Below are 22,009 nucleotides of genomic sequence, written 5' to 3' on the forward strand. Positions count from 1 at the left end.
TGTGTCGCCGCCTTTCTTTTATATATTTAATAAAACAATGCTGTTGCCATTGTCCTCAATGCATTTCATAAGATCCTCATAACTGAGGATAACCGTTGCCGTATTGTCGCAGGGGTGTACGCCAAGGTTTGGGCAGCCCACCAGATCCTTATCCAGAACCACCTCTACATTGGCCTCAGGGTTGCCGAATACACCCAGTGGCGTCACCGCGCCCTTTGTCAGCTGGAGATGCTTCATGAGGCGATCCTCTGAGGCAAAGCTGAGTTTGGAGCAGCCCAGCTGCTCACGGATTCCTGCCAGATCCGCTTTTTTATCCTTGTCAAGCACTACGAGAAAATGGCGTTTTCCTTTGGCGTCGCGCAAAAACAGGTTTTTAACGACATTGCACTTAAGCGTAATGCCCAGATTATCCATCTCGTCAATGGTATAGACAGCGGGGTGGTCTGTTTTTTCATAGGTAATGCCCAGAGTATCCAGCTTATTTAAGGTTTCTTCACAATTCATTTGATGGTCTCCTTATGTCATGGTATGATAGTCTTACTATACCATACTAAAGAACCGCCGTAAAGAATACAAAATGGCATTTGAAGAAGGGAGGCGGATAAAATGATGGATATTGATCAATTTGAAACAACACTGGACGCCATTGCCAATACACTGCCGCCGGCTTTTTACGAAGAGCTGAATGGGGGCATTCTGCTTTTGCCGGAAGTCAAACGCCACCCCAAGGCCACAGGGGACGACCTCTATATCATGGGGGAGTATCACCGCGATTCGATCATGGGGCGCTATATTGTCATTTATTATGGATCCTTTGAGCGGGTATACGGTTACCTGAGTGACGAGGCTTTAAAAAAGCAGATGGAAAAAACACTGCGGCATGAGTTCCGGCACCATATGGAATCCCGGGCCGGTATGCGTGATCTTGAAATTGCAGACCGCATGCAGATGGAAGCGTACGAGAACCGAAAGAAATGAGCACGGCGCAAAAATGTGCCGTGCTCATTTTTTAGTTGCAAGGACTTTAAAAAGGTGCTATGATGAAAAAAAGAAAAACTTTTGAAAGCGAGGACCAGAAATGAAAAGGTTAACGGCAACGGCGCTTATTTTGGCGGCCTGTCTTTGTTTTTCGGGTTGTGTCAATATTTATACTGATGGCAGCAAGGGAAAGGAGAAGGCAGAATCGCCAACTCCCACCGCTACAGTCCAGCCCACTGCCGCCTCAGAAATGGATACCGGCTCTGCCAAAGCCTATGAGGATTACGGCACATTGCGGGCGGCCTCTGGCGGAGAAAATATTCCGAGAACACAGGACTACCAGATCAGCGCTTCCTCAACCAAGGCACCGATGGCCGGTATTTCCTACGGCGCTGAAAATTTAAAGGATAACAGCCTTGATACAGCATGGGTCGAAGGCGCGTCTGGCTCTGGTGTAGGGGAACGGCTTTTAATCACGCCGGCCCACAGCATGGAAATGAAAGGCTTTCTCATCCGAAACGGATATTGCAAAAGTGACCAGGCATTTGCCGAAAACGGGCGTGTCCGCCTCTTAAAGGTACACCTGTATGACGGGTCACCACTTTGCACCTTGCAGCTGGAAAATGACCGGGGCGCGCAGTATTTTATGTTACCCGAAGTGGTAACTGTCCACGGCGGCGATACCCTGAGCTTTACCATTGAGGATACCTACTCCGGTCCTGAGGACGGCGAATACGATACGGCATTGTCCGAAATTGTATTTCTTGGCTTTTAAAAATAATGAGCACGGCGCAAAAATGTGCCGTGCTTGTTTTATATTTTGTCGCTGTACAAGTCTTTGGCTTCCGGAATTTTTTCCATAAACAATTCATTCGCTTTTTCCAGCTGTGCAAGATAAGTCTGATACTCAGGGCTGAGTATCTCCATATTGCGAATAAAATTTTTCAGGTAGCCGCTTTTATTTTGAAAATCAAGAAGACTGCGTTCAAGACGCCCTGCCAAACTGTTTTTAAAGGCGTCGGTTTTTTTATATTCGAAATAAGCGGCAATGGCTTCGCCGTTTTGAGCCATATAGGCATCGATGTCCTGACAGGCTGTGTCTAACGCCTGGCTTGTTTCTGTCGCCATCAATTCGGGATCCATGACACTGGTTATTTCCTCCAGACAGACTGAAAGCTCAGGATCCAGGTAAAGCTCGACGCTGTCCAGATACTCAATCACTGCACGATAGGCAGATTCCTTTTCTTTTGTATCAATTCTTCCGTTGAGAAATTTTCCAAAATGCAGTGCGATAAACAGGCCATAATTCCCTGGAAAAGAGAACAAAAGCCGCTCTTTGACTGTATACCACTGGTTTTCAGAGGCTTGCAGAATCTGAAACGCTTTCTCGATATCATCGTCCGCAATAAGCTTCATGACTGACGCCCGCTGAGTTTTAAGGTGGTCCTGCTTTAAATCTGCCAGATATTGGTATTTCTTAAGGGCAGCCTGTTTATCGGTGCTCTCTAAGATGCCTTTGATCTCCCGGACATTCAGGTCAAGCCGTCTGAGTACAAAGATTTCTTTGAGCGTCCGAATATCCTCCATGCTGTAATCCCGATAGCCATTTTCGAGCTTTCGGGGTGAAATCAAGCCTTTATCCTCGTAATATTGGATTGATTTTTTAGTCAGATGGCAGTTTCCGCACGCCTCCTTGATTTGCATGTGTATTCCTCCTGTTTTGTGAATGGGCCTTTTCTTTATTGTAAGGCAGCCCCCTGGGGCACAGTCAAGGAAAATATCATACAGACACCACAAAACCTTTGTCCATGCTGCGGGAATGTTGTCGGCTGTACCGGCGCGTCCGAAATTTCCTGATACGGCAAGTCCCTCTTAAAAGAACGATGCGAAAAAACCAGGTGCACAGCCTTACCGCTGTGTACCTGGTTTTTTATTGTTGATTTGTTTAAGCTTTCTGAAAAAGGCTCCGGTTGACAGCGATGGCGCGGCGGATCGTGCTCTCTGCCGGACCGCCGATAATATCGCGCTGATTAACGCAGGTCTGCAGGTCGATGGCCTCGTAAATGCTTTCGTCGAAAACCGGATCGACGGCATTGTATTCTTCCAGTGTCAGCTCATCCAGGCTTTTGCCCTTTTCCAAAGCATAGAAAACCAGCTTTCCGATAATGGCGTGGGCGTCACGGAAGGCCACGCCGTGCTTCACAAGCCAGTCTGCGGCGTCAGTCGCGTTGGAGAAGCCGCCCGCGGCTGATTTGCGCATCACCTCACCGTTAACCGTCATGGTGCCGATCATTTTCTCAAAGGTAATGGCGCAGATTTTAGCGGTGTCGTAGGCGTCAAAAACGGGCTCCTTATCCTCCTGCATATCCTTATTATAGGCCAGAGGAATCCCCTTCATGGTGGTTAAAAAGCCCAGCAGGTCACCGTAGGTGCGGCCTGCTTTGCCACGGACCAGCTCCGCGATATCCGGATTTTTCTTCTGGGGCATAATGCTGGAGCCGGTGGAGAAGGCATCGTCCAGTGTAATAAAGTTAAATTCTGAAGAACACCACAGAATAATTTCTTCCGAAAAACGGCTCAGATGCATCATAAAAACAGACACGGCTTCCAGAAAATCAATACAGAAGTCCCGGTCAGACACGCCGTCAAGGCTGTTCATGGATACATTTTTAAAACCCAGCTCACTGGCAACATAGTAGCGGTCCAGCGGGTAGGTGGTGGTGGCCAGAGCGCCGGAACCAAGGGGGAGCGTATCCGCCATGTCATAAACCTGGTCAAGGCGCTTCATGTCGCGTCTGAACATTTCGACATAAGCCATGAGGTGATGGGCAAAGGTGATGGGCTGCGCGCGCTGCAGATGGGTGTAACCCGGCATGATGGTTTTGGTGTGCTTGCTGGCCATATCCAGCAGTGTAAGGCCCAGATTCCGGATCAGATCCTTGAGCTCCATGGAAATGTCCTTAACGTAAAGACGCATATCGGTGGCAACCTGATCGTTACGGCTGCGGCCGGTATGCAGTTTTTTCCCGGTTTCACCGATGCGTTCGGTGAGTATGGATTCAATGTTCATATGGATATCTTCCATATCGACGGAGAAGTCAATTTTTCCGGCTTCGATATCCTCTAAAATTTCACCCAGGGTTTTGACAATTAATTCAGACTCGGGGACAGAGATGATTCCCTGTTTCCCGAGCATCTTTGCATGGGCGATGCTGCCCTTTATATCTTGTTTGTATAAACGCTGGTCGAAAGAAATAGAGGAATTGAAATCGTCCGTTAACGCGTCTGTTCCTTTATTAAATCGACCGCCCCACATTTTACTCATTATTTATTTTCCTTTTCTGCTTCTGCTTCTTTTTCCTTTTCTTCGTGGCTCATACGCATGAGGGCACGAACCTTAAGCGGCAGGCCAAACAGATGGATAAAGCCCTCGGCGTCCTTGTGATCATATAAATCCCCGGTGGTAAAGCTTGCGATCTCTGCGTTGTATAAGGAGTAGGGGGAAGAGACAGAGGTCAGGATACAGTTGCCCTTGTACAGCTTCAATTTTACAACACCGGTAACGGTTTTCTGTGTTTCATCCACAAAAGCGGATAAGGCTTCGCGCAGCGGGTTAAACCACTGGCCGTTGTAGGTGATTTCGGCAAACTTAACAGCGGCCTGCTGTTTAAAGGCAAAGGTTTCACGGTCCAGGCACATATGCTCCAGCTCTTCATGGGCACGGTACAGGATGGTGCCGCCTGGGGTTTCATAGATACCGCGGGATTTCATGCCAACCACACGGTTTTCAATGAGGTCAACCACGCCGATGGCATTGCGTCCGCCGATTTCATTACAGGTTTCAAGAATTTTGCGCGGGCTCATGGCTTCGCCGTTAATCTTAATGGGTTCGCCGTTTAAAAATTCGATTTCGATTTCTTCCGGAGTGTCCGGGGCTTCTTCCAGAGTCTTGGTTAATTTTAATAAATGGTCGTATTTTGGTTCCAGTGAAGGATCTTCAAGCTCCAGGCCTTCATGGCTGATGTGCAGCAGGTTGCGGTCACGGCTGTAGCTCTGGTCATGGCTCATGCTGACTTTAATATCGTGCTCGATACAGAAATCCATGCAGTCCTCACGGGACTGTAAATCCCAGATCCGCCATGGCGCGATGATTTTAAGCTGCGGGTCTAAAGCGCCGATCCCCAGTTCAAAACGAACCTGGTCGTTCCCTTTACCGGTAGCGCCGTGGCAGATGGCTTCCGCACCTTCCTTATGGGCGATATCTACTAACACCTTGGCGATGAGCGGACGGGCGAGGGATGTCCCCAGCAGGTATTTCTTCTCATAGACCGCGTCAGCCTTGAGTGCCGGCCAGCAGTATTCTTCAACAAACTCATCGGTAACATCTTCGATATATAACTTGCTGGCGCCGGAGGATAAAGCCTGTTCTTCCAGACCTTCGGTTTCCTTACCCTGACCAACATCGACGCATACGCAGATAACTTCATAATCATAGGTTTCCTTTAACCATGGAATAATGGTGGTGGTATCCAATCCGCCTGAATAGGCTAAAATAACTTTTTTTGCACTCATAAAACTGTGCCTCCTCTTAATTGTTTTCATTTGATTTATTCTTGCGTTTCCTTACAATCTGTGAATGATTATACAATACTAAAACCGAAATTGCAAGGTATATTTGAAAAAATATGCGTAAATTATTCATAAATATTCATAAAAAGTGCTTGAATATTCAAATGATTAGGGGTATAATTACAAAATAGTTTTCATAAAAGCTATTTTATATATGAATCATTAACAATTAATAATTAAGGACTTCGGTTTAAAATAAACTGATCTGCATTAATTGTTCATTATTAATGATTTATCGAAAATTTATTGTACCATTTGTATAATAAAAAATAAACCTAAAATTGGAGAGATTTTATGATTAAAGCATCAGTTATCGGCGGAACCGGCTATGCCGGGCAGGAATTACTCAGAATACTTTACCGACACCCAGAGGTGGAAGTCGTATCCGTTGGCTCAAGAAGCTTTGCGGGACAGCCTTTAAAAGATATCTACAGAAACTATGAAAATGTGACAGACGCTCTATGCGAAACAGCGGATATGGACGAGCTGGTCGAAAAATCCGACGTGATTTTTATGGCGCTGCCCCACGGCATCGCCTCAAAGCAGGTAACCGAAGAGGTCCTCCAAAAAACAAAGATCATTGATCTCGGCGCAGACTTCCGTCTCAAGGATGTGGACATTTATGAGCAGTGGTACAAAGTCAACCATTATAATAAGGATCTGCTGAAGGAAGCTGTTTACGGCCTGTGTGAGCTGCACCGTGAGGACATCCGGGGGGCGCGGCTGTTATCCAACCCAGGCTGCTATACCACCTGCAGCATTCTGAGCCTGGCGCCTTTGCTTAAAAACCAGCTGGTTGACCCTCAGAGCATTATCATCGACGCAAAATCCGGCGTTACCGGAGCAGGGAGAAGCAGTGACACTGCCTTTTCCTACTGTGAGGTGAACGAATCCATCAAGGCCTATAAGGTCGGCTCACACCGCCATACGCCGGAAATCGAGCAGGAGCTGGGATTGCTTTCAGGCACAGACCTGAAGCTGCTGTTCACACCGCACCTCACACCCATGAACCGTGGGATTCTGGCCCTCTGCTACGCCAATCTGACCACCGATATGGATGAAGAAAGCCTGAGACAGGTTTACCGTGACTTCTATAAGGATGAGTACTTTGTACGTCTGACGGAGGATAAGCTCCCGGAAACCAAATGGGTAAAAGGCTCAAATTACTGTGATATCGGGCTGAAGGTTGATCAGCGTACAAACCGCGTGATTGTCGTGGGGGCCATAGATAATCTGGTAAAAGGCGCGGCCGGACAGGCGGTTCAGAATATGAACCTCATGTTTGGCTTTGATGAAAAAACAGGAATCGACTTTATTACCGATTTTCCGGTTTAATGGTGAAAGGAATAAAACATGAAAATAATTGATGGCGGCGTTCTGGCCGCAAAAGGCTTTAAGGCCGCCGGCATTGCCGCCGGTATAAAGGATAATGGAAATAAGGATATGGCGCTGCTGGTTGCGGACAAGCCCGCGGCAACAGCCATAATGACTACCTCCAACATGGTTCAGGCAGCGCCTGTGCAATGGGATAAATCCGTCATGATCGAATCGCCTTACAAACGCGCGGTCGTGGTCAACAGCGGAAACGCCAATGCCTGTACCGGAGAAACCGGCATGCGCCATGTGGAACAGACCGCCGGCGTAGCGGCTGAGCTGCTTGGTGTAAGCACACAGGATGTGTTGGTTTCATCCACCGGCGTTATCGGCGTAGTGATGCCCATCGACAAGGTTTTAAAGGGGGTGCAGTCTCTGGTGAACGCGCTCGGTGATGATATACAGCACGCAGATGACGCGGCACACGGCATTATCACCACAGACCTGAGCACCAAGACTATTGCGGTGGAAATTGAACTGGACGGTAAAACCGTTCATATCGGCGGAATGGCAAAGGGCTCGGGTATGATCTGCCCAAATATGGCCACCATGCTTTCCTATGTCACGACCGACGCCGCCATTGAGCCGGAATGCCTCCAGAAGCTGCTCGCTAAAATCACCCAGGATACCTACAACATGATGTCCGTAGACGGGGATATGAGCACAAACGACACCGTGGTCGTAATGGCAAGCGGTGAGGCCGGAAACAAGGAAATTACCCTTAATGATGTAACTTCACAGGATTTTTCGGTGTTCAGCGAAGCCCTTTATTATGTGAATGAGCACCTTGCGAAATCCATTATCCGTGATGGGGAGGGCGCTACCAAATTTGTAGAGGTGACTGTCTCCGGTGCGGCGACAGATGAAGATGCCCGCACGCTGGCAAAGGCTGTTATTAAATCCAGTCTGGTAAAGACAGCACTCTTCGGCGAGGATGCCAACTGGGGCCGTGTGCTTTCATCACTCGGAGCCTCCGGGGTCGTTTTCGACCCGCTTAAGGTATCCCTGGTTTTCTTCAGCGGCGCCGGTATGATCACGCTTCTGAACGAAGGCGTCCCCATTGCCTTTGATGAGGATATGGCCAAAAAGGTGCTGTCCGAAAAGGAAATCTCCATCATGGTAACCCTCAAAGAGGGTGAGGATAAAGCGACTGCCTGGGGGTGCGATTTATCCTACGATTATGTCAAAATCAACGGCGATTACCGTTCTTAATTCATACAAACATTCAATCAGAGAAGGAAGTAAAAATGTCAGATAACACACAGAACATGGCGCAGTATATCGAAAAAGCCAATATCCTGGTCGAGGCGCTGCCCTATATCAAGCAATTCAGAAAGAAAACAGTGGTCATCAAATACGGCGGCAGCTTTATGTATGACAATGATATTAAAAAATCCGTTATGGACGATATTGCCCTTATGAAGCTGGTCGGCCTGCGCCCCATTGTGGTGCACGGCGGCGGCAAGGATATCTCCGCATTCTTAAATAATCTGGATATCCAGACCGAGTTCATCGATGGCCTGCGTGTCACCAATGATGATGTCATCGAGGTGGCGGAGATGGTGCTCTCCGGTAAAATCAACAAAGAAATTGTCCAGCTTCTGGAGGACCGCGATATCACTGCGGTGGGCATCTCCGGCAAGGACGGCGGTATGCTCAAGGTAAGAAAGAAATTTGTCAACGGTCTGGACATCGGCTTTGTGGGGGATATCGTCAAGGTGAAGAGCGATCTTCTCCAGACACTGCTCAAAAGCGATTATATCCCTGTTATCGCCCCCATCGGCAGTGACAAAAACGGACAGAGCTACAACATCAACGCCGACCATGTGGCCTATGCCATTGCCAAGGAATTGAAAGCTGAAAAGCTGGTTTACCTGACTGATACGGACGGTGTCTACATGGATGCCAACGATCCGGACTCCATTATCCGCCGGCTGGACGTGGACGAGGTGGAACGGCTCATTGAAGAGGGAATTATATCCGGCGGTATGATTCCGAAGGTTGAAAATTCTGTGGATGCGATTCGTTCCGGGGTCAATTCTGTCCATATCCTGGACGGTAAGGTTGAGCACTCTCTGCTGCTCGAACTCTTTACCGCTGCGGGCTGTGGAACAATGATCCGCCATTCGCTGACACAAGCATAAAAATGAACATTTAGGAGATAAAGACATGAGTAAAAGTGAAGAGCTGATTAAACGGGCGGAAAGGGTTATAATGCCCACCTATGCCCGGTTTCCCATTGCCTTTGAAAGTGGTAATGGCTGTGTTTTAAAAGACGTGAATGGAAAAGAATACCTGGACTGTGTGGCCGGGATTGCGGTGGACTGTCTGGGGCATAACCACCCGGACCTTAACGCCGCCATCGCGGACCAGTGCCAGAAAATCATGCATGTTTCCAACCTGTACTGGACCGGGCCTCAGATCGACGCGGCTGAAATGCTGGTAAAGGCCAGCGGGCTGGATAAGGTGTTTTTCTGCAACAGCGGCGCAGAAGCCAATGAGGCGGCCTTAAAGCTTGCGCGTATTTACGCCAAACAGTTTAAAAGTGAAGACGCGGTTGAGATCATTGCCATGGATCATTCCTTCCATGGCCGCACCTACGGCGCCATCACAGCCACAGGCCAGGAAAAATACCATAAGGGTCTGGACCCCATGCTGCCGGGCATTTCACATGTCCCCTTCAATGATTTTGACGCCTTAAAAGCCGCTGTGACCGATAAAACCTGCGCAGTGCTGCTTGAGCCCATCCAGGGTGAAGGCGGTATTTATCCGGCTGATTATGAATATTTACAGGCAGTCCGCAAGCTCTGTGACGATGAAAACCTCGTCCTGATCTTTGATGAAGTGCAGTGTGGCATGGGCCGTTCCGGAAAGTTCTTTGCTTACCAGCACTACAACCTGAAGCCCGATGTCGTCTGTATGGCCAAGGGCATTGCGGGCGGCTTCCCAATGGGCGGGATCATCGCCTGCGATAAGGTGGCTCAGGTTTTCACCCCCGGCACCCATGCCTCCACTTTTGGGGGTAATCCGCTGGCCTCAGCCGCTTCCCGTTATGTATTAAGCGTGCTTACCGGTGACGGCTTCCTCGATGAAGTAGCTGAAAAGGGAAGTTACCTCATGGAAAAGCTGCGTGTACTCAAAAAAGAACATACCTGCATTACCGATGTGCGGGGGATGGGCTTGATGGTTGGCGTGGCTGTTTCTGTCCCAACTGGCGAAATTATAAACAAAGCGATGGAAAAAGGACTTCTTTTAGTAGGAGCGGGCAGTGATGCCATAAGATTTGTTCCCCCATTAATTATTAATAAAGAAGAAATTGACAAAGCAGTCGAAATTTTTGGAGAATGTCTATAAATTTTTGTTGAAAAGTATCCCGACCCATGATAATATATTATCATGGGTTTTCTTTTAAATTTTTTTTTGAAGTGAACGGGTACCAAAGACGTTATCTGTCTTTCGTTACAAAAACGAATCTGTAAACGTCAACAAAAAGATTGCTTTTGAATCCAGTTATTTCTTTTGCTGCTGAAAGAATTTGGGTATAAATATAAAAGCGATCTGAAAGAAAATCTGAAATTTGTGTGAATTTGAGAGTAAAGGTGGTGATTAAATGTCGATTCTGGATTCAATCAACAAAGCTGAGGAACGTGCAGCAGAAATGCGTTCTGAAGCAAAAGCAAAAGCGCGTGAAACCCTGCGTCAGGCTGAGGCCGAAGCCAGGGAAAAGGGCGACGCATTGATTCTTGAAGCCAAGGAAGCTTCTGAAGCAGTTCTTCTGCAGGAGGAGGCATTGGCCGAAAAGGAAATGGAACGCGTCCTTCACGATGCGAGTCTCGCAGATGAGAAGATGGCTGAAAAGGCCAGGACTCGTGTCCCGAAGGCGGTTGAATTTATTTTGGAAAGGGTAGAAACGCAATGATTATTCCAATGAAAAAAGCGAAGCTCATTGCCCTGAAGGAAGATAAGGAAGCCCTTCTGCTTTCACTTCAGAGGTGCGGTGAGTTCATGGCTATTCCACCCGACGAAGAGACAGAACAAACCGCAAAAAATGAACAGATTGATTTAGACGTGCAGCAGGCAGACGCTATGCTGCGGTTTATGCAGCGCTATCAGAAAAAGAAAAGCTTTTTCAATGACCGCCCCGTTTACGGCTATGATGAATTTATCCACCGTAACGAAAAGGGTGAAGTCCTGGTTCAGGAAACTTCAGCGATCTCGGATAAGCTTTCAGCAGCACATTCTGAGATTATGACGCTGAAATCCGAGTGCTCCCAGCTGGAGCCGTGGCTTTCGATGGATGTACCCATCGAGGACCTTAAGCCAACGCAGTACACCAATTTTCATATTGGTTATCTACCGCCTCTTGTCCATGAAGAAATCGTGGCCGCAGTGGCCCGGTATAATGCTGAAATTCAGCTCTTTGGCAAAACCGCAGAAGGTCAGGCAGCGCTGATTGTCTCTTTTATGGAGGACGATGCAGCCCTTTCAGACAGCATCAAGGTTCTGGGGTTTGTGGAGGCGTCTCTTCCGAGAGTAACAGGAACCGCGTCTCAAACCAGTCAGCGCAATCAGGAAAAAATTGAGCTTCTGGAAAAGGATATTGAGTCCTATGAAAAACAGATGGCCGAACTGTCCGAATCCCAGCAGGAGCTTGAACTCCTGAGTGAGCAGTACAAGGCAGAGCAGGAACGCCAGTCTGTCAGGTTTATGGAAACAGTTGAAACGGTTTGTGTGGAAGGCTGGGTAAGAAATGACCGGCTGGAAACGGTTGAAAATGCCGTCAGTCAGGTAACAGATGTATACGATCTGGAATACAGCGACCCTGAGGAAGGCGAACAGCCGCCGACAGCGCTGGAAAACAAAAAGTTCTGGCAGCCCTTTGAGTCCATTACGGATATGTATTCCCCGCCAAAACCCGGCACCATCGACCCGACACCGGTGTCCGCACCGTGGTTCTGGGTAATCTTCGGGATGATGATGGGCGATTTTGGTTACGGGGCGCTCATGGCCATTGTTTTTGGGCTCATGAAAAAAATCATAAAGCCCAAGGGACAATTTGGTATGCTGGTCACGCTTTTGTTTTATTCCAGCATCACAACCATGATTTTTGGGATACTTTTCGGCAGCTATTTTGGCGAAACCTTCCATCCCATTCTCTTCTCGCCGCTGGATAATCCGGTAGCGATGCTGATCTTCTCGCTGGTGGTCGGGGTATTCCATATCTTCTCAGGTATGGCTATCAAGATCGTCGAGCAGGTTCGCGCCGGCCATGTGCTGGATGCGATCTTCGATCAGGTCAGCTGGATGCTGTTAATTTCCGGTGCGGGTTTGATCTTTTTAGAACAGACCAAAACCGTAGGAATGGTACTCGCCATTGTGGGCGCGGTCATTATCCTCTTTACAGCAGGCCGTGAAAAGAAAAATATTGTCGGCAAGGCTTTCGGCGGTATTATGGGGCTTTATGATGTCACCAGCTATCTGAGTGATATTCTGTCCTACGCCCGTATTCTTGCTTTAGGGCTGGCCACCGGCGTTATCGCCATGGTTATGAATATTCTGGCCGGAATGGTACAGATCAACATTCTCGGGTTTATTTTATCCCTTGTGATCTACTTTATCGGTCATGTTTTCAATATTACGATCAGCCTGCTGTCCGCATATGTACACGACAGCCGTCTCCAGTATATTGAATTCTTTAACAAATTTTATGAAGGCGGTGGTTATAACTTCGAACCACTGGCAATTCAGACAAAATCAATAGATGTCATTGACAATTCTAAAGAAGTTTAGGAGGAATGAAATCATGTCTTTAGGTTTAGCATTAGCTATTTTTGGTGCAGCAATCGCTGCCGGTTTAGCAGGTATTGGTTCTGCCAAGGGTGTTCAGATCAGCGGCGAAGCCGCCGCAGGCGTTGTTGCAGAACGTTCGGAAATGTTTGGTAAAATGCTCGTACTCCAGGCTCTGCCGGGTACACAGGGGATCTACGGTTTCCTGACAGCGGTTCTTATCATGGTTCAGGTTGGTATTTTAGGCGGAACACCACTTGATTTAAGCTTATATCAGGGGATGGCCTTCCTGGCAGCCGGTTTCCCAATCGGGATCGTCGGTTTACTGTCTGGTATCGCCCAGGGGAAAGCAGCGGCAGCCTCTATTCATATGACCGCCAAGGATGAAACCGCATTTGCAAAAGGGATCACCATTACCGCGATCGTAGAAACTTATGCGATCTTAGCCTTACTCGTATCCATCCTGTTAATTTTCAGCATCCAGTTATAAGAACTGCAAAATACGTGAAAGTGAGGTGAAAGCGTGTGAGTGCCGATAAAATTATTGAAAAAATCCTGGAAAAGGCCAATGAAGATGTGGCTTTGCTCGAACAGGAAACGGCAGAAAGGGTTCAGTCCTCCGTGGCCGCCATTGAGCGCCGTACAGAGCTGACGTTGAACGCGCTGAAAAATAAAGAAAAGGCCGATGTGGAAGAAATCCACCGCAGAAGCCAGCTGATGACCCGTTTGGATTCCAGAAAAAATGTTCTGGCTGTCAAACGCAAGGTTATCGATGAAGTTTTTGATAAAGCAAGAGTAGACCTCGACGCCTTAGACGACAGCCGTTATGAAGCGCTTGTAACAAAAATCGTCGTAAACGGCTCGGAAACCGGCAGTGAAAAGCTGCAGGTTCCCGCAAAGGATCTTCAAAGATACAAGGACGGCCTGCTGGATAAGCTGAATGCCGCCCTCAAGGATGCTGGAAAGGTTGGGGAACTGACCTTAGATGAAACACCGGCTACCTTTAAATCCGGCGTTATGCTCGTGGGTGAAATGAGCGATGTCAATGGCTCCTTCGATGTACTGATCGATGACGCCCGCGAAAAATATGAGCGAGAGGTTGCAGAAATGCTCTTTGAAGTGGAGGTGTAGGCCATGTCTGAAACCAGTTATCCCTATGCAATAGGGCGTATCAAGGTGCAGGAAGCAGGCCTTATCGACCGGACGCGCTGGAACCGCCTCTGGGAGGCCGATGAAGCCGAAGCCCTCAAGCTTCTGGACGAAATCGGCTACGGCGCAGAAGCCAAGGATCACAGCCAGCTCGATAATCTCATTGATGCAGAGCTGACAAAAACCCGGAATCTCATCAATGAGATCACCCCGGATAAGACGGTGACGGATCTTCTGCTCATCCCAACAGATGTCCATAATATCAAAGCTATTTTAAAAGGACAGCTGCAGCGGGTAGAAGTCGAAAACCTTCTGCTTGAAGGCGGCGGTATTCCGCTGGATATCCTTCAGAAAGCACTGGAGCACGGCGATTACACACTTCTGCCGGAATGCTTCAGAGAACCGCTGAAGCGGCTCGAGGATGTCACCGACCCCAGAGTCATCAGTGTGACCATTGATAATGCGGCTTACGCACAAATTTTAGAAACCTTATCGCAGCAGAAGCATTCAAGCGAGCTGTTGAAAAAATATTACAAAGCGAAAATCGATTTTACCAATATTCTGACAGTGCTCAGAGCCAACGTTCTGGACTGGGGAACCTTCAAGGTAAAGCCCCTTTTAATACCAGGCGGTGAAATCGAAGAAAAGGCACTGCTTGACGCGACGGATATTCCCAACGAGCAGCTGGCAAAACAGCTGGGACACGGGGAACACAGCATTCTGATCAAGTCTGTTCTTGAGCGCTATGCACAGGACGGCAATTTATCAGAGGTGGAACAGAAATTTGAGGACGCGGCTTTTAACATGATCCATGAGCGAAGAAGCGATTCCTTCAGCATTGGCCCTATTGCCAACTACCTGTTCCAGCGTCAGGCTGAGGGAAAGGCCCTGCGGGTCATGTTTGCGGGTAAACGCTCCGGTATTAAAATACCGCTGGCGGAACTCGGCGTTGTTTAGGAGGAAATCATGAGTGAACAAGCTAAATTAGCCGTTATCGGCGATCAGGATTCGATCATGGTTTTCCAGGCGCTTGGGGTTCGTACCGTTTATGCCGATGCAGCAAGGGATATCGAAAAAGCCATCCACACGCTGGCCAAAGAAGAAACTGCTGTTATTTACATTACCGAACAGGCCGCTGCCCTGGTGCCGGAAGCCATCGAAAAATACAAAACCGAGCCCTTTCCAGCCATTATTCCGATTCCAAACCGTTTTGGAACAAATGGCCTGGGCATGAAGGGCATTCAGGATAACATTGAAAAAGCCATTGGCGCAGATATTTTATAAACTATAGAAAGGGGTGGATAGAACGATGATTCAGCCCAATGAACAATCAACCATGAAGCAAGTAGGGACAATTGTCAAGGTTGCCGGTCCGCTGATTGTAGCGACCGGACTAGCCGATGTTCAGATGTTTGACGTTGTCCGAGTCAGTGAAAAACGACTCATTGGTGAAGTAATTGAATTAAGAGGTGACAGAGCCTCTATCCAGGTATATGAAGAAACCGCCGGCTTAGGCCCAGGCGAACCCGTATATGTGACAGGCGAGCCCCTGTCCGTTGATTTGGCCCCTGGCCTGATCGAAAGTATCTTTGACGGTATCCAGAGACCGCTGACCACCATTTACAACGAATCCGGAGACCGTATCAGCAGAGGGATTGACGTTCCCAAGCTTGACCGCGAAAAGAAATGGCCCTTTGTACCGGCCTGCCAGAAGGGCGATGTGTTAAAGCCCGGCGATGTGATCGGTACCGTCCAGGAAACACCGGCAGTGCTTCAGAAGATTATGATGCCGCCAAAACTGGAAGGAACAGTTGAGTGGATTTTTGACGGCGAAGCCAATATTGTCGAACCCATTGCAAAAATTAAAAAGAAGGACGGAGAAATCGTGGAAGTGCCCATGCTCAGAAGCTGGCCGGTACGACGCGGCCGTCCCTATACAGAAAAAATCGCACCCGATGAACCCATGGTCACCGGACAGCGCGTCATCGATACGCTGTTCCCAATCGCCAAGGGTGGTATTGCCGCTATTCCGGGACCGTTCGGCTCCGGTAAAACCGTTGTACAGCATCAGCTGGCCAAATGGGCCGACGCCGACATTATTGTCTACATCGGCTGTGGCGAACGTGGAAATGAAATGACGGACGTTCTGATGGAATTCCCGGAACTGCATGACCCGCGTACCGGCCTGTCCCTGATGAAGCGTACGGTTCTCATCGCGAATACCTCAGATATGCCCGTAGCCGCCCGTGAAGCGTCGATCTATACAGGTATCACAATTGCGGAATACTTCCGTGATATGGGCTATAAGGTGGCAATTATGGCCGACTCCACATCGCGCTGGGCCGAAGCCCTCCGTGAAATGTCCGGCCGTCTTGAAGAAATGCCTGGTGAAGAAGGCTACCCGGCTTATCTTTCCTCCAGACTGGCAGAATTCTACGAACGTGCAGGCTTTGTCAGATGTCTTGGCTCAGAAGATCGTTACGGCGCAATTTCGGCCATCGGGGCTGTATCGCCTCCGGGTGGTGACATCTCCGAGCCGGTATCCCAGGCAACCCTGCGTATCGTTAAGGTATTCTGGAGCCTGAACGCCAACCTGGCGTACAAACGTCACTTCCCGGCCATTGACTGGCTGCAGAGCTACTCTCTGTACAGTGACAAAATGAATGTTTATTTTGACAAATCTGTCGAAACCGACTGGTCTGTCCATGTTCGCCAGACCATGCAGATCCTTCAGGAAGAAGCCGAGCTGGATGAAATCGTCCGTCTTGTCGGGGTAGACGCCCTGGGCTTCAAGGACCGTCTGACACTGGAATGTGCCCAGTCCATCCGTGAGGATTACCTGCATCAGTCCGCTTTTGACGATGTCGATACCTATTCTTCACTTGAAAAACAGTATGCCATGCTCAGCATGATTCTGGCCTGGTACGAAAAAGGCGTTGCCGCCCTTGAAATGAACGTGCCCTTTGCCAAGATCATCACCATGGATATCCGAGAAAAAATTGCCCGTATGAAATACGTGCCGGAAGACCAGAAGGAAGAGCGCTTCCCGGCCATTGCCGCCGAAATGGAAGCAGAATTCTTAGCACTGATGGAAGGAAGTGGTGACGATGAATAAAGAGTACAAAACCATTAGTGAAGTCGTCGGCCCATTGATGCTGGTCGACCATGTAGAAGGTGTAAAATACGACGAGCTGGTCGAAATCGAACAGGCCGATGGTGAAAAACGCCTTGGTAAGGTCCTTGAGGTCAATGGCGACAAAGCCATGGTACAGCTCTATGAGAGCTCCCAGGGCCTGAGAATCTCCAATTCCAAGGTCCGTTTCCAGGGCCATGGTATTGAGCTCGGCGTGAGCAAGGACATGCTTGGCCGTGTATTTGACGGTATGGGACGCCCAACCGACGGCGGTCCTGAAATTATTCCGGAAAAGAAGCTGGACATTAACGGTTCGCCAATGAATCCGGTTGCCCGTGACTATCCTGCCGAATTTATCCAAACAGGGGTTTCTGCCATCGATGGCCTGAACACCTTGGTTCGTGGACAGAAGCTGCCGGTATTCTCCGGCTCGGGTCTGCCACATGCGCAGCTGGCGGCTCAGATTGCCCGTCAGGCACGCGTTCTTGACAATGACGAAGGCTTTGCCGTTGTCTTTGCCGCTATCGGGATCACCTTTGAAGAAGCAGACTTTTTCGTTAAGGATTTCCGGCGTACAGGCGCGATCGAACGTGCGGTGCTCTTTATGAACTACGCCAACGACCCGGCGGTCGAACGTATTTCCACACCGCGTATGGCCATTACCTGTGCCGAATATCTGGCTTATGAGCTGGACATGCAGGTTCTGGTAATCTTAACCGATATTACCAATTATGCCGAAGCCCTGCGAGAAGTCTCCGCTGCCCGTAAAGAAGTACCGGGCCGCCGCGGCTATCCAGGCTACCTGTATACAGACCTCGCGACCCTATATGAACGCGCCGGCCGTATGCGCGGTAAAAAAGGCTCCATCACACAGATTCCAATCCTTTCCATGCCTGAAGATGATAAAACGCACCCGATTCCTGACTTAACCGGGTACATCACCGAAGGCCAGATTATCTTATCCAGAGATCTGTACAGAAGGGGGATCGAGCCTCCGATCGACGTACTGCCATCGCTCAGCCGTCTGAAGGACAAGGGGATCGGGGAAGGCAAGACCCGTAAGGATCACGCCGATACCATGAACCAGCTGTTCTCAGCCTACGCCCGTGGTAAGGACGCGAAGGAGCTGGCTGTTATCCTCGGGGACGCCGCCTTATCCGACGTCGATAAAATCTACGCCCGTTTTGCCACAGAGTTTGAAGAACGCTATGTATCCCAGGGCTTCGAGACCAACCGGACCATCGAAGAAACCCTGGCTATCGGCTGGGAGCTTTTGTCTATCCTGCCGCGCACAGAGCTCAAACGTATTAAGGACGAATATATTGATGAGTACATTCCCTCTCCGCTAAGTGAAGACGACGATATCACAGACGAGGAGGAATAAGCCATGGCTATTCGTGTAAATCCTACCCGGATGGAGCTGACCCGTCTCAAGAAAAGGCTTAAAACAGCCACCAGAGGTCATAAGCTCTTAAAGGATAAACGGGACGAAATGGTAAGGCGTTTTATGGGATATATCCGCAGAAACAAAGAACTCCGGGAAGAAATTGAAGCGCAGCTTGGCGCTGCCATGGGCCGTTTTGCCATTGCCGGCGCCAGAATGGGCGAGGCAGCGGTAACCGAAGCACTCCTGTGCCCGGCCCGTGAAGCGACCATTGAGCTTGGAAAACAGAACATCATGAATGTGGATGTGCCGACCATCAAGTACACAGCCATCGAAGGCGGTACAGATCTGCCCTACGGCTTTGCCTTTACCTCAGGCGAGCTGGACGGTGCGGTGCTGGATATGGCAGCGCTTTTACCGCTGCTTATCGAGCTGGCAGAGGTTGAAAAAACCTGTAACATGCTGGCCGATGAAATTGAAAAGACCAGACGCCGTGTCAACGCACTGGAGCACGTCATGATTCCGGAAATGCTGGAAACCATCAAGTACATTACCATGAAGCTGGAAGATAACGAGCGTGGAAACATCACCCGTTTGATGAAGGTTAAGGAAATGATGGTAGCGGAGAATCAAAATTAATACGTTTCGTAATTAAGTTTGTTTTTTATAAAAGTGGTTATTGCATAGCGTTATGCAGTAACCGCTTTTTTACTTTATATGCCTCACAGGCACAGCACAATTCTGTGCCGTGCTCTTTAAAAAGCCAAAACATAAAATGTAAAATTAACACATTTCCGGTAGAAATCGCTTTACAAATAACAAATAATTAGTGTATAATAAACACATAGTATAGTAATGATTACATAAATTTCAAATGGTTACCATGTCCTGAAACATCTACTCCATTTAAAGAACTGAATCAGACCCTGTACAAGAAATTTTAAATGGAGGTAACTAGACACAATGGAAGATAAAACTTTAGTTTGTCAGGATTGTGGTTCTGAATTTGTATTCACTGTTGGTGAACAGGAATTTTACAAAGAAAAAGGCTTCGATAACGAACCTAAAAGATGTAAAGAATGCAGAGCTAAAAGAAAACAGACAACCAGAAGACCAAGAAATGAATTTTAGGACTGTCTCAAATGGAATTTAAGATCCCTGCGGGGATCTTTTTTAATGAAAATTATCGTTAAGGATGGCATACTGTTTATGGACAAACACTACGTGTATATATTAAAATGTAAGGATAACAGCTTATACACGGGTTGGACAACCGATATTGAGAAACGCCTGAAAGCCCACAACAGCGGTAAGGGCGCGAAATATACAAAAGGGCGTAATCCGGTGGAGCTGGTATACAAAGAGGTGTTTGACAACAAGGGCGACGCGCTGCGGCGCGAAGCCGCGATCAAAAACCTCACCCGTAAACAAAAACTGGAGCTCATTAAAAAATTTTAGAGAGGTACTGGAATGGATAATGTAGTAAACGATCTGACTGTGCATCAGACTCTGGCAAACGGCAACGCCATTCTGATTTTTTATGATATTTTTGTCCTCTGCCTTTTTCTGTTTGAGGTTTTTTTATATATTAACAGGGAACACTACAAAGCACTTTTGCGTAAAAATATGGAAGCAGGAACACGAATCCGCCCGGTACGGCGGTACCTCCTGAAATTAACCCGCTATTATGACCGTCATGGTCTTCTGACTGTAAACGCCTTGCTTCTGATTATTTCGGTTATCGCCATCTCCATGAGCCATATGGTAACCCTTCGTGAGGTTCTGGGGCTCGTTGCGACCTTCATTATTTTTATCGTCATCATGTATTTTGTGCAAAAGCTTTTTGTGGGACTGGATCAATTTGAGGACGATATGGTCAGCCGGTATGTCGATGTTATTTTTTACCTGCTGCTTGGGCATTCTTTTGTCTATTTTGCCACCTTTGTATCCCGTCCAAGCCTTCTTTTAACCTTTATCGGGCTTCTTTTTGCTCTGTTTTTGTGCTTTTCAGTTATGATCCGCGCGATCATCAATCCCAATATTTTAATGAAGCCCACCAATGAGCGGCGCAGAAACCGTGAGGCCTTTGGTATCATAAAGGGCATGGGCGCACTGATGGGCTGTGAGCTTGGAATTCTTTACTTAATGATCTATAGCTGCTGGAAAACCAATCCCTTTTTCTTCCAGCACGCCACAGAGCGGTCCCTGGACTATCTGGATCTGCTCTATTACCTGTTTGTATCCTTTTCGACCATCGGCTACGGAGATATTTATCCGGTGCGCGTGGAAGGCATGTTTTACAGCCAGTTTACAGCCATTGTTATTTCGGTTACCAGCATATTCAGCACAGCCTGTTTTGTCGGCGCGATTATCTCCGGGGCTTACAGCATCGGTCAGCAAAATCGGGAAAAACAAGCCACGGAAGATGACGCCAGTGAAAAACTGATTGATGAAACCATTAAAAAAGAGGAGGAATCTTGACAAAACATAAAATTGCGGCATTGCTGCTGGCAGCAGCCTTTCTTGTTTTTTCGGTATTTGGATGCTCTGCGCTCAAGGAGGATCCTGGACTCGTCATCGACGCAGAGGGAACACTGAGGGTCCACTATATTGATGTGGGACAAGGGGACTGTACCCTGATCCAGACGCCAGACAATAAAAATATTCTGATTGATACCGGAAACCCGGAAAACTACGAAACGATCAACACTTATCTGAGAGCCCAGAAGGTTGAAAAGCTTGACGTCATGCTGATCACCCATCCGCATAGCGACCATATGGGCTCGGCTGAAAAAATTCTGAAGAACCATACGGTAGAAAGTATCTATTTGCCAAAGGTGGCGCATAATACACAGCTGTTTGAAAGCTTTATGAAAAGTGTAAGCGAAAAAGGTCTGAAAGCCAATGCCGCTCACGCCGGCGTACATATTCCGGCAGGAGATGCCCTTTCCATTGAGCTTTTTTCGCCAGTCGAGGGAAAAAGCTATACAGAGCTCAATGATTACTCGCCCATCACCAAAGTAACCTATGGCGACACCTCCTTTTTATTTACCGGCGACGGAGAGGCTGAGGATGAACAGGATGCAGTGGCCCAGGCGGGCTTAAATCTTAAAAGTGATGTTCTGAAGGTGGGACATCATGGAAGCGATACCTCCACCGGAGAGCTTTTCCTTTCCATTGTAAACCCACAGTATGCGGTGATCAGTGTCGGCAGGGATAACGCTTATGGCCATCCCAACAAAAGCACCATGAGCAAGCTGAAAAATAAAACGGTTTTCCGAACAGACCAGGAGGGGAATGTGGTGGCCATCAGCAACGGCCAGGGCATCAGCTTTATCACGCAAAACAGCGGAACGCTTGAAGAAACCACAGCACCAACGGCCGAAGCCTCTGTGACCCCGGCGGACGCTGCAATCTATATCGGAAATAAAAAAACAAAAAAATTTCATCTTTCAAAATGCAGCGGGCTGCCAAAGGCAGAAAACCAGACCATCTTCGAGACTCGTGATGACGCGGTGAGTCAGGGCTACACGCCCTGCGGAACCTGCCGGCCCTGAGCAGTTTGAGACGAGGAA

The 22,009-nt window shown here is 48.3% G+C and carries 23 protein-coding genes; 19 read left to right on the forward strand and 4 right to left on the reverse strand.

Annotated elements, in window-relative coordinates:
* Positions 1–18 precede the first annotated feature (18 nt).
* Positions 19–504 (reverse strand): prolyl-tRNA synthetase associated domain-containing protein, encoded by a 486-nt coding sequence (locus I2B62_RS04320; protein ID WP_195267726.1) that lies wholly within the window; start codon positions 502–504, stop codon positions 19–21.
* Positions 505–606: 102 nt separating this feature from the next.
* Between I2B62_RS04320 and I2B62_RS04325 the strand changes: the two genes are divergently transcribed.
* The gene (locus tag I2B62_RS04325) at positions 607–978 is read left to right on the forward strand and encodes a metallopeptidase family protein (RefSeq protein WP_195267727.1); all 372 of its coding nucleotides are present in this window, start codon (positions 607–609) and stop codon (positions 976–978) included.
* Positions 979–1,078: 100 nt separating this feature from the next.
* Positions 1,079–1,753, forward strand: a complete 675-nt coding sequence (locus tag I2B62_RS04330; protein ID WP_195267728.1) for a hypothetical protein — start codon at positions 1,079–1,081, stop codon at positions 1,751–1,753.
* 38 nt (positions 1,754–1,791) lie between these two features.
* Here the strand turns inward: I2B62_RS04330 and I2B62_RS04335 are convergent, their stop codons facing one another.
* From I2B62_RS04335 to I2B62_RS04345, 3 genes are all read right to left on the reverse strand, one after another.
* Complete coding sequence (locus I2B62_RS04335; RefSeq protein ID WP_195267729.1) at positions 1,792–2,682, reverse strand: MerR family transcriptional regulator; 891 nt, start codon at positions 2,680–2,682, stop codon at positions 1,792–1,794.
* Between the two features lie 241 nt (positions 2,683–2,923).
* Positions 2,924–4,303, reverse strand: a complete 1,380-nt coding sequence (gene argH, locus I2B62_RS04340) for an argininosuccinate lyase (protein ID WP_195267730.1) — start codon at positions 4,301–4,303, stop codon at positions 2,924–2,926.
* Positions 4,303–5,550, reverse strand: coding sequence for an argininosuccinate synthase (locus tag I2B62_RS04345; protein WP_195267731.1), 1,248 nt, complete (start codon positions 5,548–5,550; stop codon positions 4,303–4,305). Before I2B62_RS04345 ends, argH begins: the two co-directional genes overlap by 1 nt.
* A gap of 351 nt (positions 5,551–5,901) precedes the next feature.
* Here I2B62_RS04345 and argC point away from each other — a divergent pair, with 351 nt between their 5' ends.
* From argC to I2B62_RS04430, 17 genes are all read left to right on the forward strand, one after another.
* On the forward strand, positions 5,902–6,942 hold the full coding sequence (gene argC / locus I2B62_RS04350) for an N-acetyl-gamma-glutamyl-phosphate reductase (RefSeq protein ID WP_195267732.1): 1,041 nt from the start codon (positions 5,902–5,904) through the stop codon (positions 6,940–6,942).
* 18 nt (positions 6,943–6,960) lie between these two features.
* The gene (gene argJ, locus I2B62_RS04355) at positions 6,961–8,193 is read left to right on the forward strand and encodes a bifunctional glutamate N-acetyltransferase/amino-acid acetyltransferase ArgJ (protein ID WP_195267733.1); all 1,233 of its coding nucleotides are present in this window, start codon (positions 6,961–6,963) and stop codon (positions 8,191–8,193) included.
* Positions 8,194–8,228: 35 nt separating this feature from the next.
* Positions 8,229–9,125 (forward strand): acetylglutamate kinase, encoded by an 897-nt coding sequence (gene argB, locus I2B62_RS04360; RefSeq protein WP_195267734.1) that lies wholly within the window; start codon positions 8,229–8,231, stop codon positions 9,123–9,125.
* Positions 9,126–9,150: 25 nt separating this feature from the next.
* Complete coding sequence (locus tag I2B62_RS04365; RefSeq protein ID WP_195267735.1) at positions 9,151–10,335, forward strand: acetylornithine transaminase; 1,185 nt, start codon at positions 9,151–9,153, stop codon at positions 10,333–10,335.
* A gap of 256 nt (positions 10,336–10,591) precedes the next feature.
* Complete coding sequence (locus I2B62_RS04370) at positions 10,592–10,900, forward strand: hypothetical protein (protein WP_195267736.1); 309 nt, start codon at positions 10,592–10,594, stop codon at positions 10,898–10,900.
* Positions 10,897–12,771 carry a V-type ATP synthase subunit I gene (locus I2B62_RS04375; protein WP_195267737.1) on the forward strand — a complete coding sequence of 625 codons (1,875 nt, stop codon included), beginning with the start codon at positions 10,897–10,899 and terminating at the stop codon, positions 12,769–12,771. Before I2B62_RS04370 ends, I2B62_RS04375 begins: the two co-directional genes overlap by 4 nt.
* 10 nt (positions 12,772–12,781) lie before the next feature.
* Positions 12,782–13,258, forward strand: a complete 477-nt coding sequence (locus I2B62_RS04380; protein ID WP_195267967.1) for a V-type ATP synthase subunit K — start codon at positions 12,782–12,784, stop codon at positions 13,256–13,258.
* A 35-nt stretch (positions 13,259–13,293) separates the two neighbouring features.
* A complete protein-coding gene (locus I2B62_RS04385) occupies positions 13,294–13,899 on the forward strand; it encodes a V-type ATP synthase subunit E family protein (protein WP_195267738.1) in 606 nt (201 codons plus the stop codon).
* A gap of 3 nt (positions 13,900–13,902) precedes the next feature.
* On the forward strand, positions 13,903–14,874 hold the full coding sequence (locus I2B62_RS04390) for a V-type ATPase subunit (protein WP_195267739.1): 972 nt from the start codon (positions 13,903–13,905) through the stop codon (positions 14,872–14,874).
* Between the two features lie 9 nt (positions 14,875–14,883).
* The gene (locus tag I2B62_RS04395; protein ID WP_195267740.1) at positions 14,884–15,201 is read left to right on the forward strand and encodes a V-type ATP synthase subunit F; all 318 of its coding nucleotides are present in this window, start codon (positions 14,884–14,886) and stop codon (positions 15,199–15,201) included.
* Positions 15,202–15,253: 52 nt separating this feature from the next.
* Positions 15,254–17,032, forward strand: a complete 1,779-nt coding sequence (locus I2B62_RS04400) for a V-type ATP synthase subunit A (protein WP_195267968.1) — start codon at positions 15,254–15,256, stop codon at positions 17,030–17,032.
* On the forward strand, positions 17,025–18,434 hold the full coding sequence (locus I2B62_RS04405; protein WP_195267741.1) for a V-type ATP synthase subunit B: 1,410 nt from the start codon (positions 17,025–17,027) through the stop codon (positions 18,432–18,434). The genes I2B62_RS04400 and I2B62_RS04405 overlap by 8 nt, the downstream gene beginning before the upstream one ends.
* A 3-nt stretch (positions 18,435–18,437) precedes the next feature.
* On the forward strand, positions 18,438–19,073 hold the full coding sequence (locus I2B62_RS04410) for a V-type ATP synthase subunit D (RefSeq protein WP_195267742.1): 636 nt from the start codon (positions 18,438–18,440) through the stop codon (positions 19,071–19,073).
* Between the two features lie 324 nt (positions 19,074–19,397).
* Positions 19,398–19,565: a zinc-ribbon domain-containing protein gene (locus I2B62_RS04415; RefSeq protein WP_195267743.1), complete on the forward strand. Its 168-nt coding sequence runs from the start codon at positions 19,398–19,400 to the stop codon at positions 19,563–19,565.
* A 45-nt stretch (positions 19,566–19,610) separates the two neighbouring features.
* Positions 19,611–19,892, forward strand: coding sequence for a GIY-YIG nuclease family protein (locus I2B62_RS04420; RefSeq protein ID WP_207735933.1), 282 nt, complete (start codon positions 19,611–19,613; stop codon positions 19,890–19,892).
* A gap of 12 nt (positions 19,893–19,904) precedes the next feature.
* Entirely contained in the window at positions 19,905–20,915 is a 1,011-nt protein-coding gene (locus I2B62_RS04425; protein WP_195267744.1) for an ion channel, read from the forward strand.
* Positions 20,912–21,991 (forward strand): MBL fold metallo-hydrolase, encoded by a 1,080-nt coding sequence (locus tag I2B62_RS04430; RefSeq protein ID WP_195267745.1) that lies wholly within the window; start codon positions 20,912–20,914, stop codon positions 21,989–21,991. Before I2B62_RS04425 ends, I2B62_RS04430 begins: the two co-directional genes overlap by 4 nt.
* Positions 21,992–22,009 lie beyond the last annotated feature (18 nt).

Origin of the sequence: Eubacterium sp. 1001713B170207_170306_E7 (assembly GCF_015547515.1) — a bacterium.
Lineage (GTDB): Bacteria > Bacillota > Clostridia > Eubacteriales > Eubacteriaceae > Eubacterium.

Excerpts from the sequence above, each read along its gene's own strand:
- I2B62_RS04345 (WP_195267731.1), bottom strand. The coding sequence starts at position 5,550 with ATGAGTGCAAAAAAAGTTATTTTAGCCTATTCAGGCGGATTGGATACC.
- I2B62_RS04320 (WP_195267726.1), bottom strand. The coding sequence starts at position 504 with ATGAATTGTGAAGAAACCTTAAATAAGCTGGATACTCTGGGCATTACC.
- I2B62_RS04395 (WP_195267740.1), top strand. The coding sequence starts at position 14,884 with ATGAGTGAACAAGCTAAATTAGCCGTTATCGGCGATCAGGATTCGATC.
- I2B62_RS04415 (WP_195267743.1), top strand. The coding sequence starts at position 19,398 with ATGGAAGATAAAACTTTAGTTTGTCAGGATTGTGGTTCTGAATTTGTA.
- I2B62_RS04425 (WP_195267744.1), top strand. The coding sequence starts at position 19,905 with ATGGATAATGTAGTAAACGATCTGACTGTGCATCAGACTCTGGCAAAC.
- I2B62_RS04325 (WP_195267727.1), top strand. The coding sequence starts at position 607 with ATGATGGATATTGATCAATTTGAAACAACACTGGACGCCATTGCCAAT.
- argJ (WP_195267733.1), top strand. The coding sequence starts at position 6,961 with ATGAAAATAATTGATGGCGGCGTTCTGGCCGCAAAAGGCTTTAAGGCC.
- I2B62_RS04330 (WP_195267728.1), top strand. The coding sequence starts at position 1,079 with ATGAAAAGGTTAACGGCAACGGCGCTTATTTTGGCGGCCTGTCTTTGT.
- I2B62_RS04410 (WP_195267742.1), top strand. The coding sequence starts at position 18,438 with ATGGCTATTCGTGTAAATCCTACCCGGATGGAGCTGACCCGTCTCAAG.
- I2B62_RS04365 (WP_195267735.1), top strand. The coding sequence starts at position 9,151 with ATGAGTAAAAGTGAAGAGCTGATTAAACGGGCGGAAAGGGTTATAATG.
- I2B62_RS04370 (WP_195267736.1), top strand. The coding sequence starts at position 10,592 with ATGTCGATTCTGGATTCAATCAACAAAGCTGAGGAACGTGCAGCAGAA.
- I2B62_RS04375 (WP_195267737.1), top strand. The coding sequence starts at position 10,897 with ATGATTATTCCAATGAAAAAAGCGAAGCTCATTGCCCTGAAGGAAGAT.
- argC (WP_195267732.1), top strand. The coding sequence starts at position 5,902 with ATGATTAAAGCATCAGTTATCGGCGGAACCGGCTATGCCGGGCAGGAA.
- I2B62_RS04335 (WP_195267729.1), bottom strand. The coding sequence starts at position 2,682 with ATGCAAATCAAGGAGGCGTGCGGAAACTGCCATCTGACTAAAAAATCA.
- I2B62_RS04405 (WP_195267741.1), top strand. The coding sequence starts at position 17,025 with ATGAATAAAGAGTACAAAACCATTAGTGAAGTCGTCGGCCCATTGATG.
- I2B62_RS04420 (WP_207735933.1), top strand. The coding sequence starts at position 19,611 with ATGAAAATTATCGTTAAGGATGGCATACTGTTTATGGACAAACACTAC.
- I2B62_RS04390 (WP_195267739.1), top strand. The coding sequence starts at position 13,903 with ATGTCTGAAACCAGTTATCCCTATGCAATAGGGCGTATCAAGGTGCAG.
- I2B62_RS04400 (WP_195267968.1), top strand. The coding sequence starts at position 15,254 with ATGAAGCAAGTAGGGACAATTGTCAAGGTTGCCGGTCCGCTGATTGTA.
- argB (WP_195267734.1), top strand. The coding sequence starts at position 8,229 with ATGTCAGATAACACACAGAACATGGCGCAGTATATCGAAAAAGCCAAT.
- argH (WP_195267730.1), bottom strand. The coding sequence starts at position 4,303 with ATGAGTAAAATGTGGGGCGGTCGATTTAATAAAGGAACAGACGCGTTA.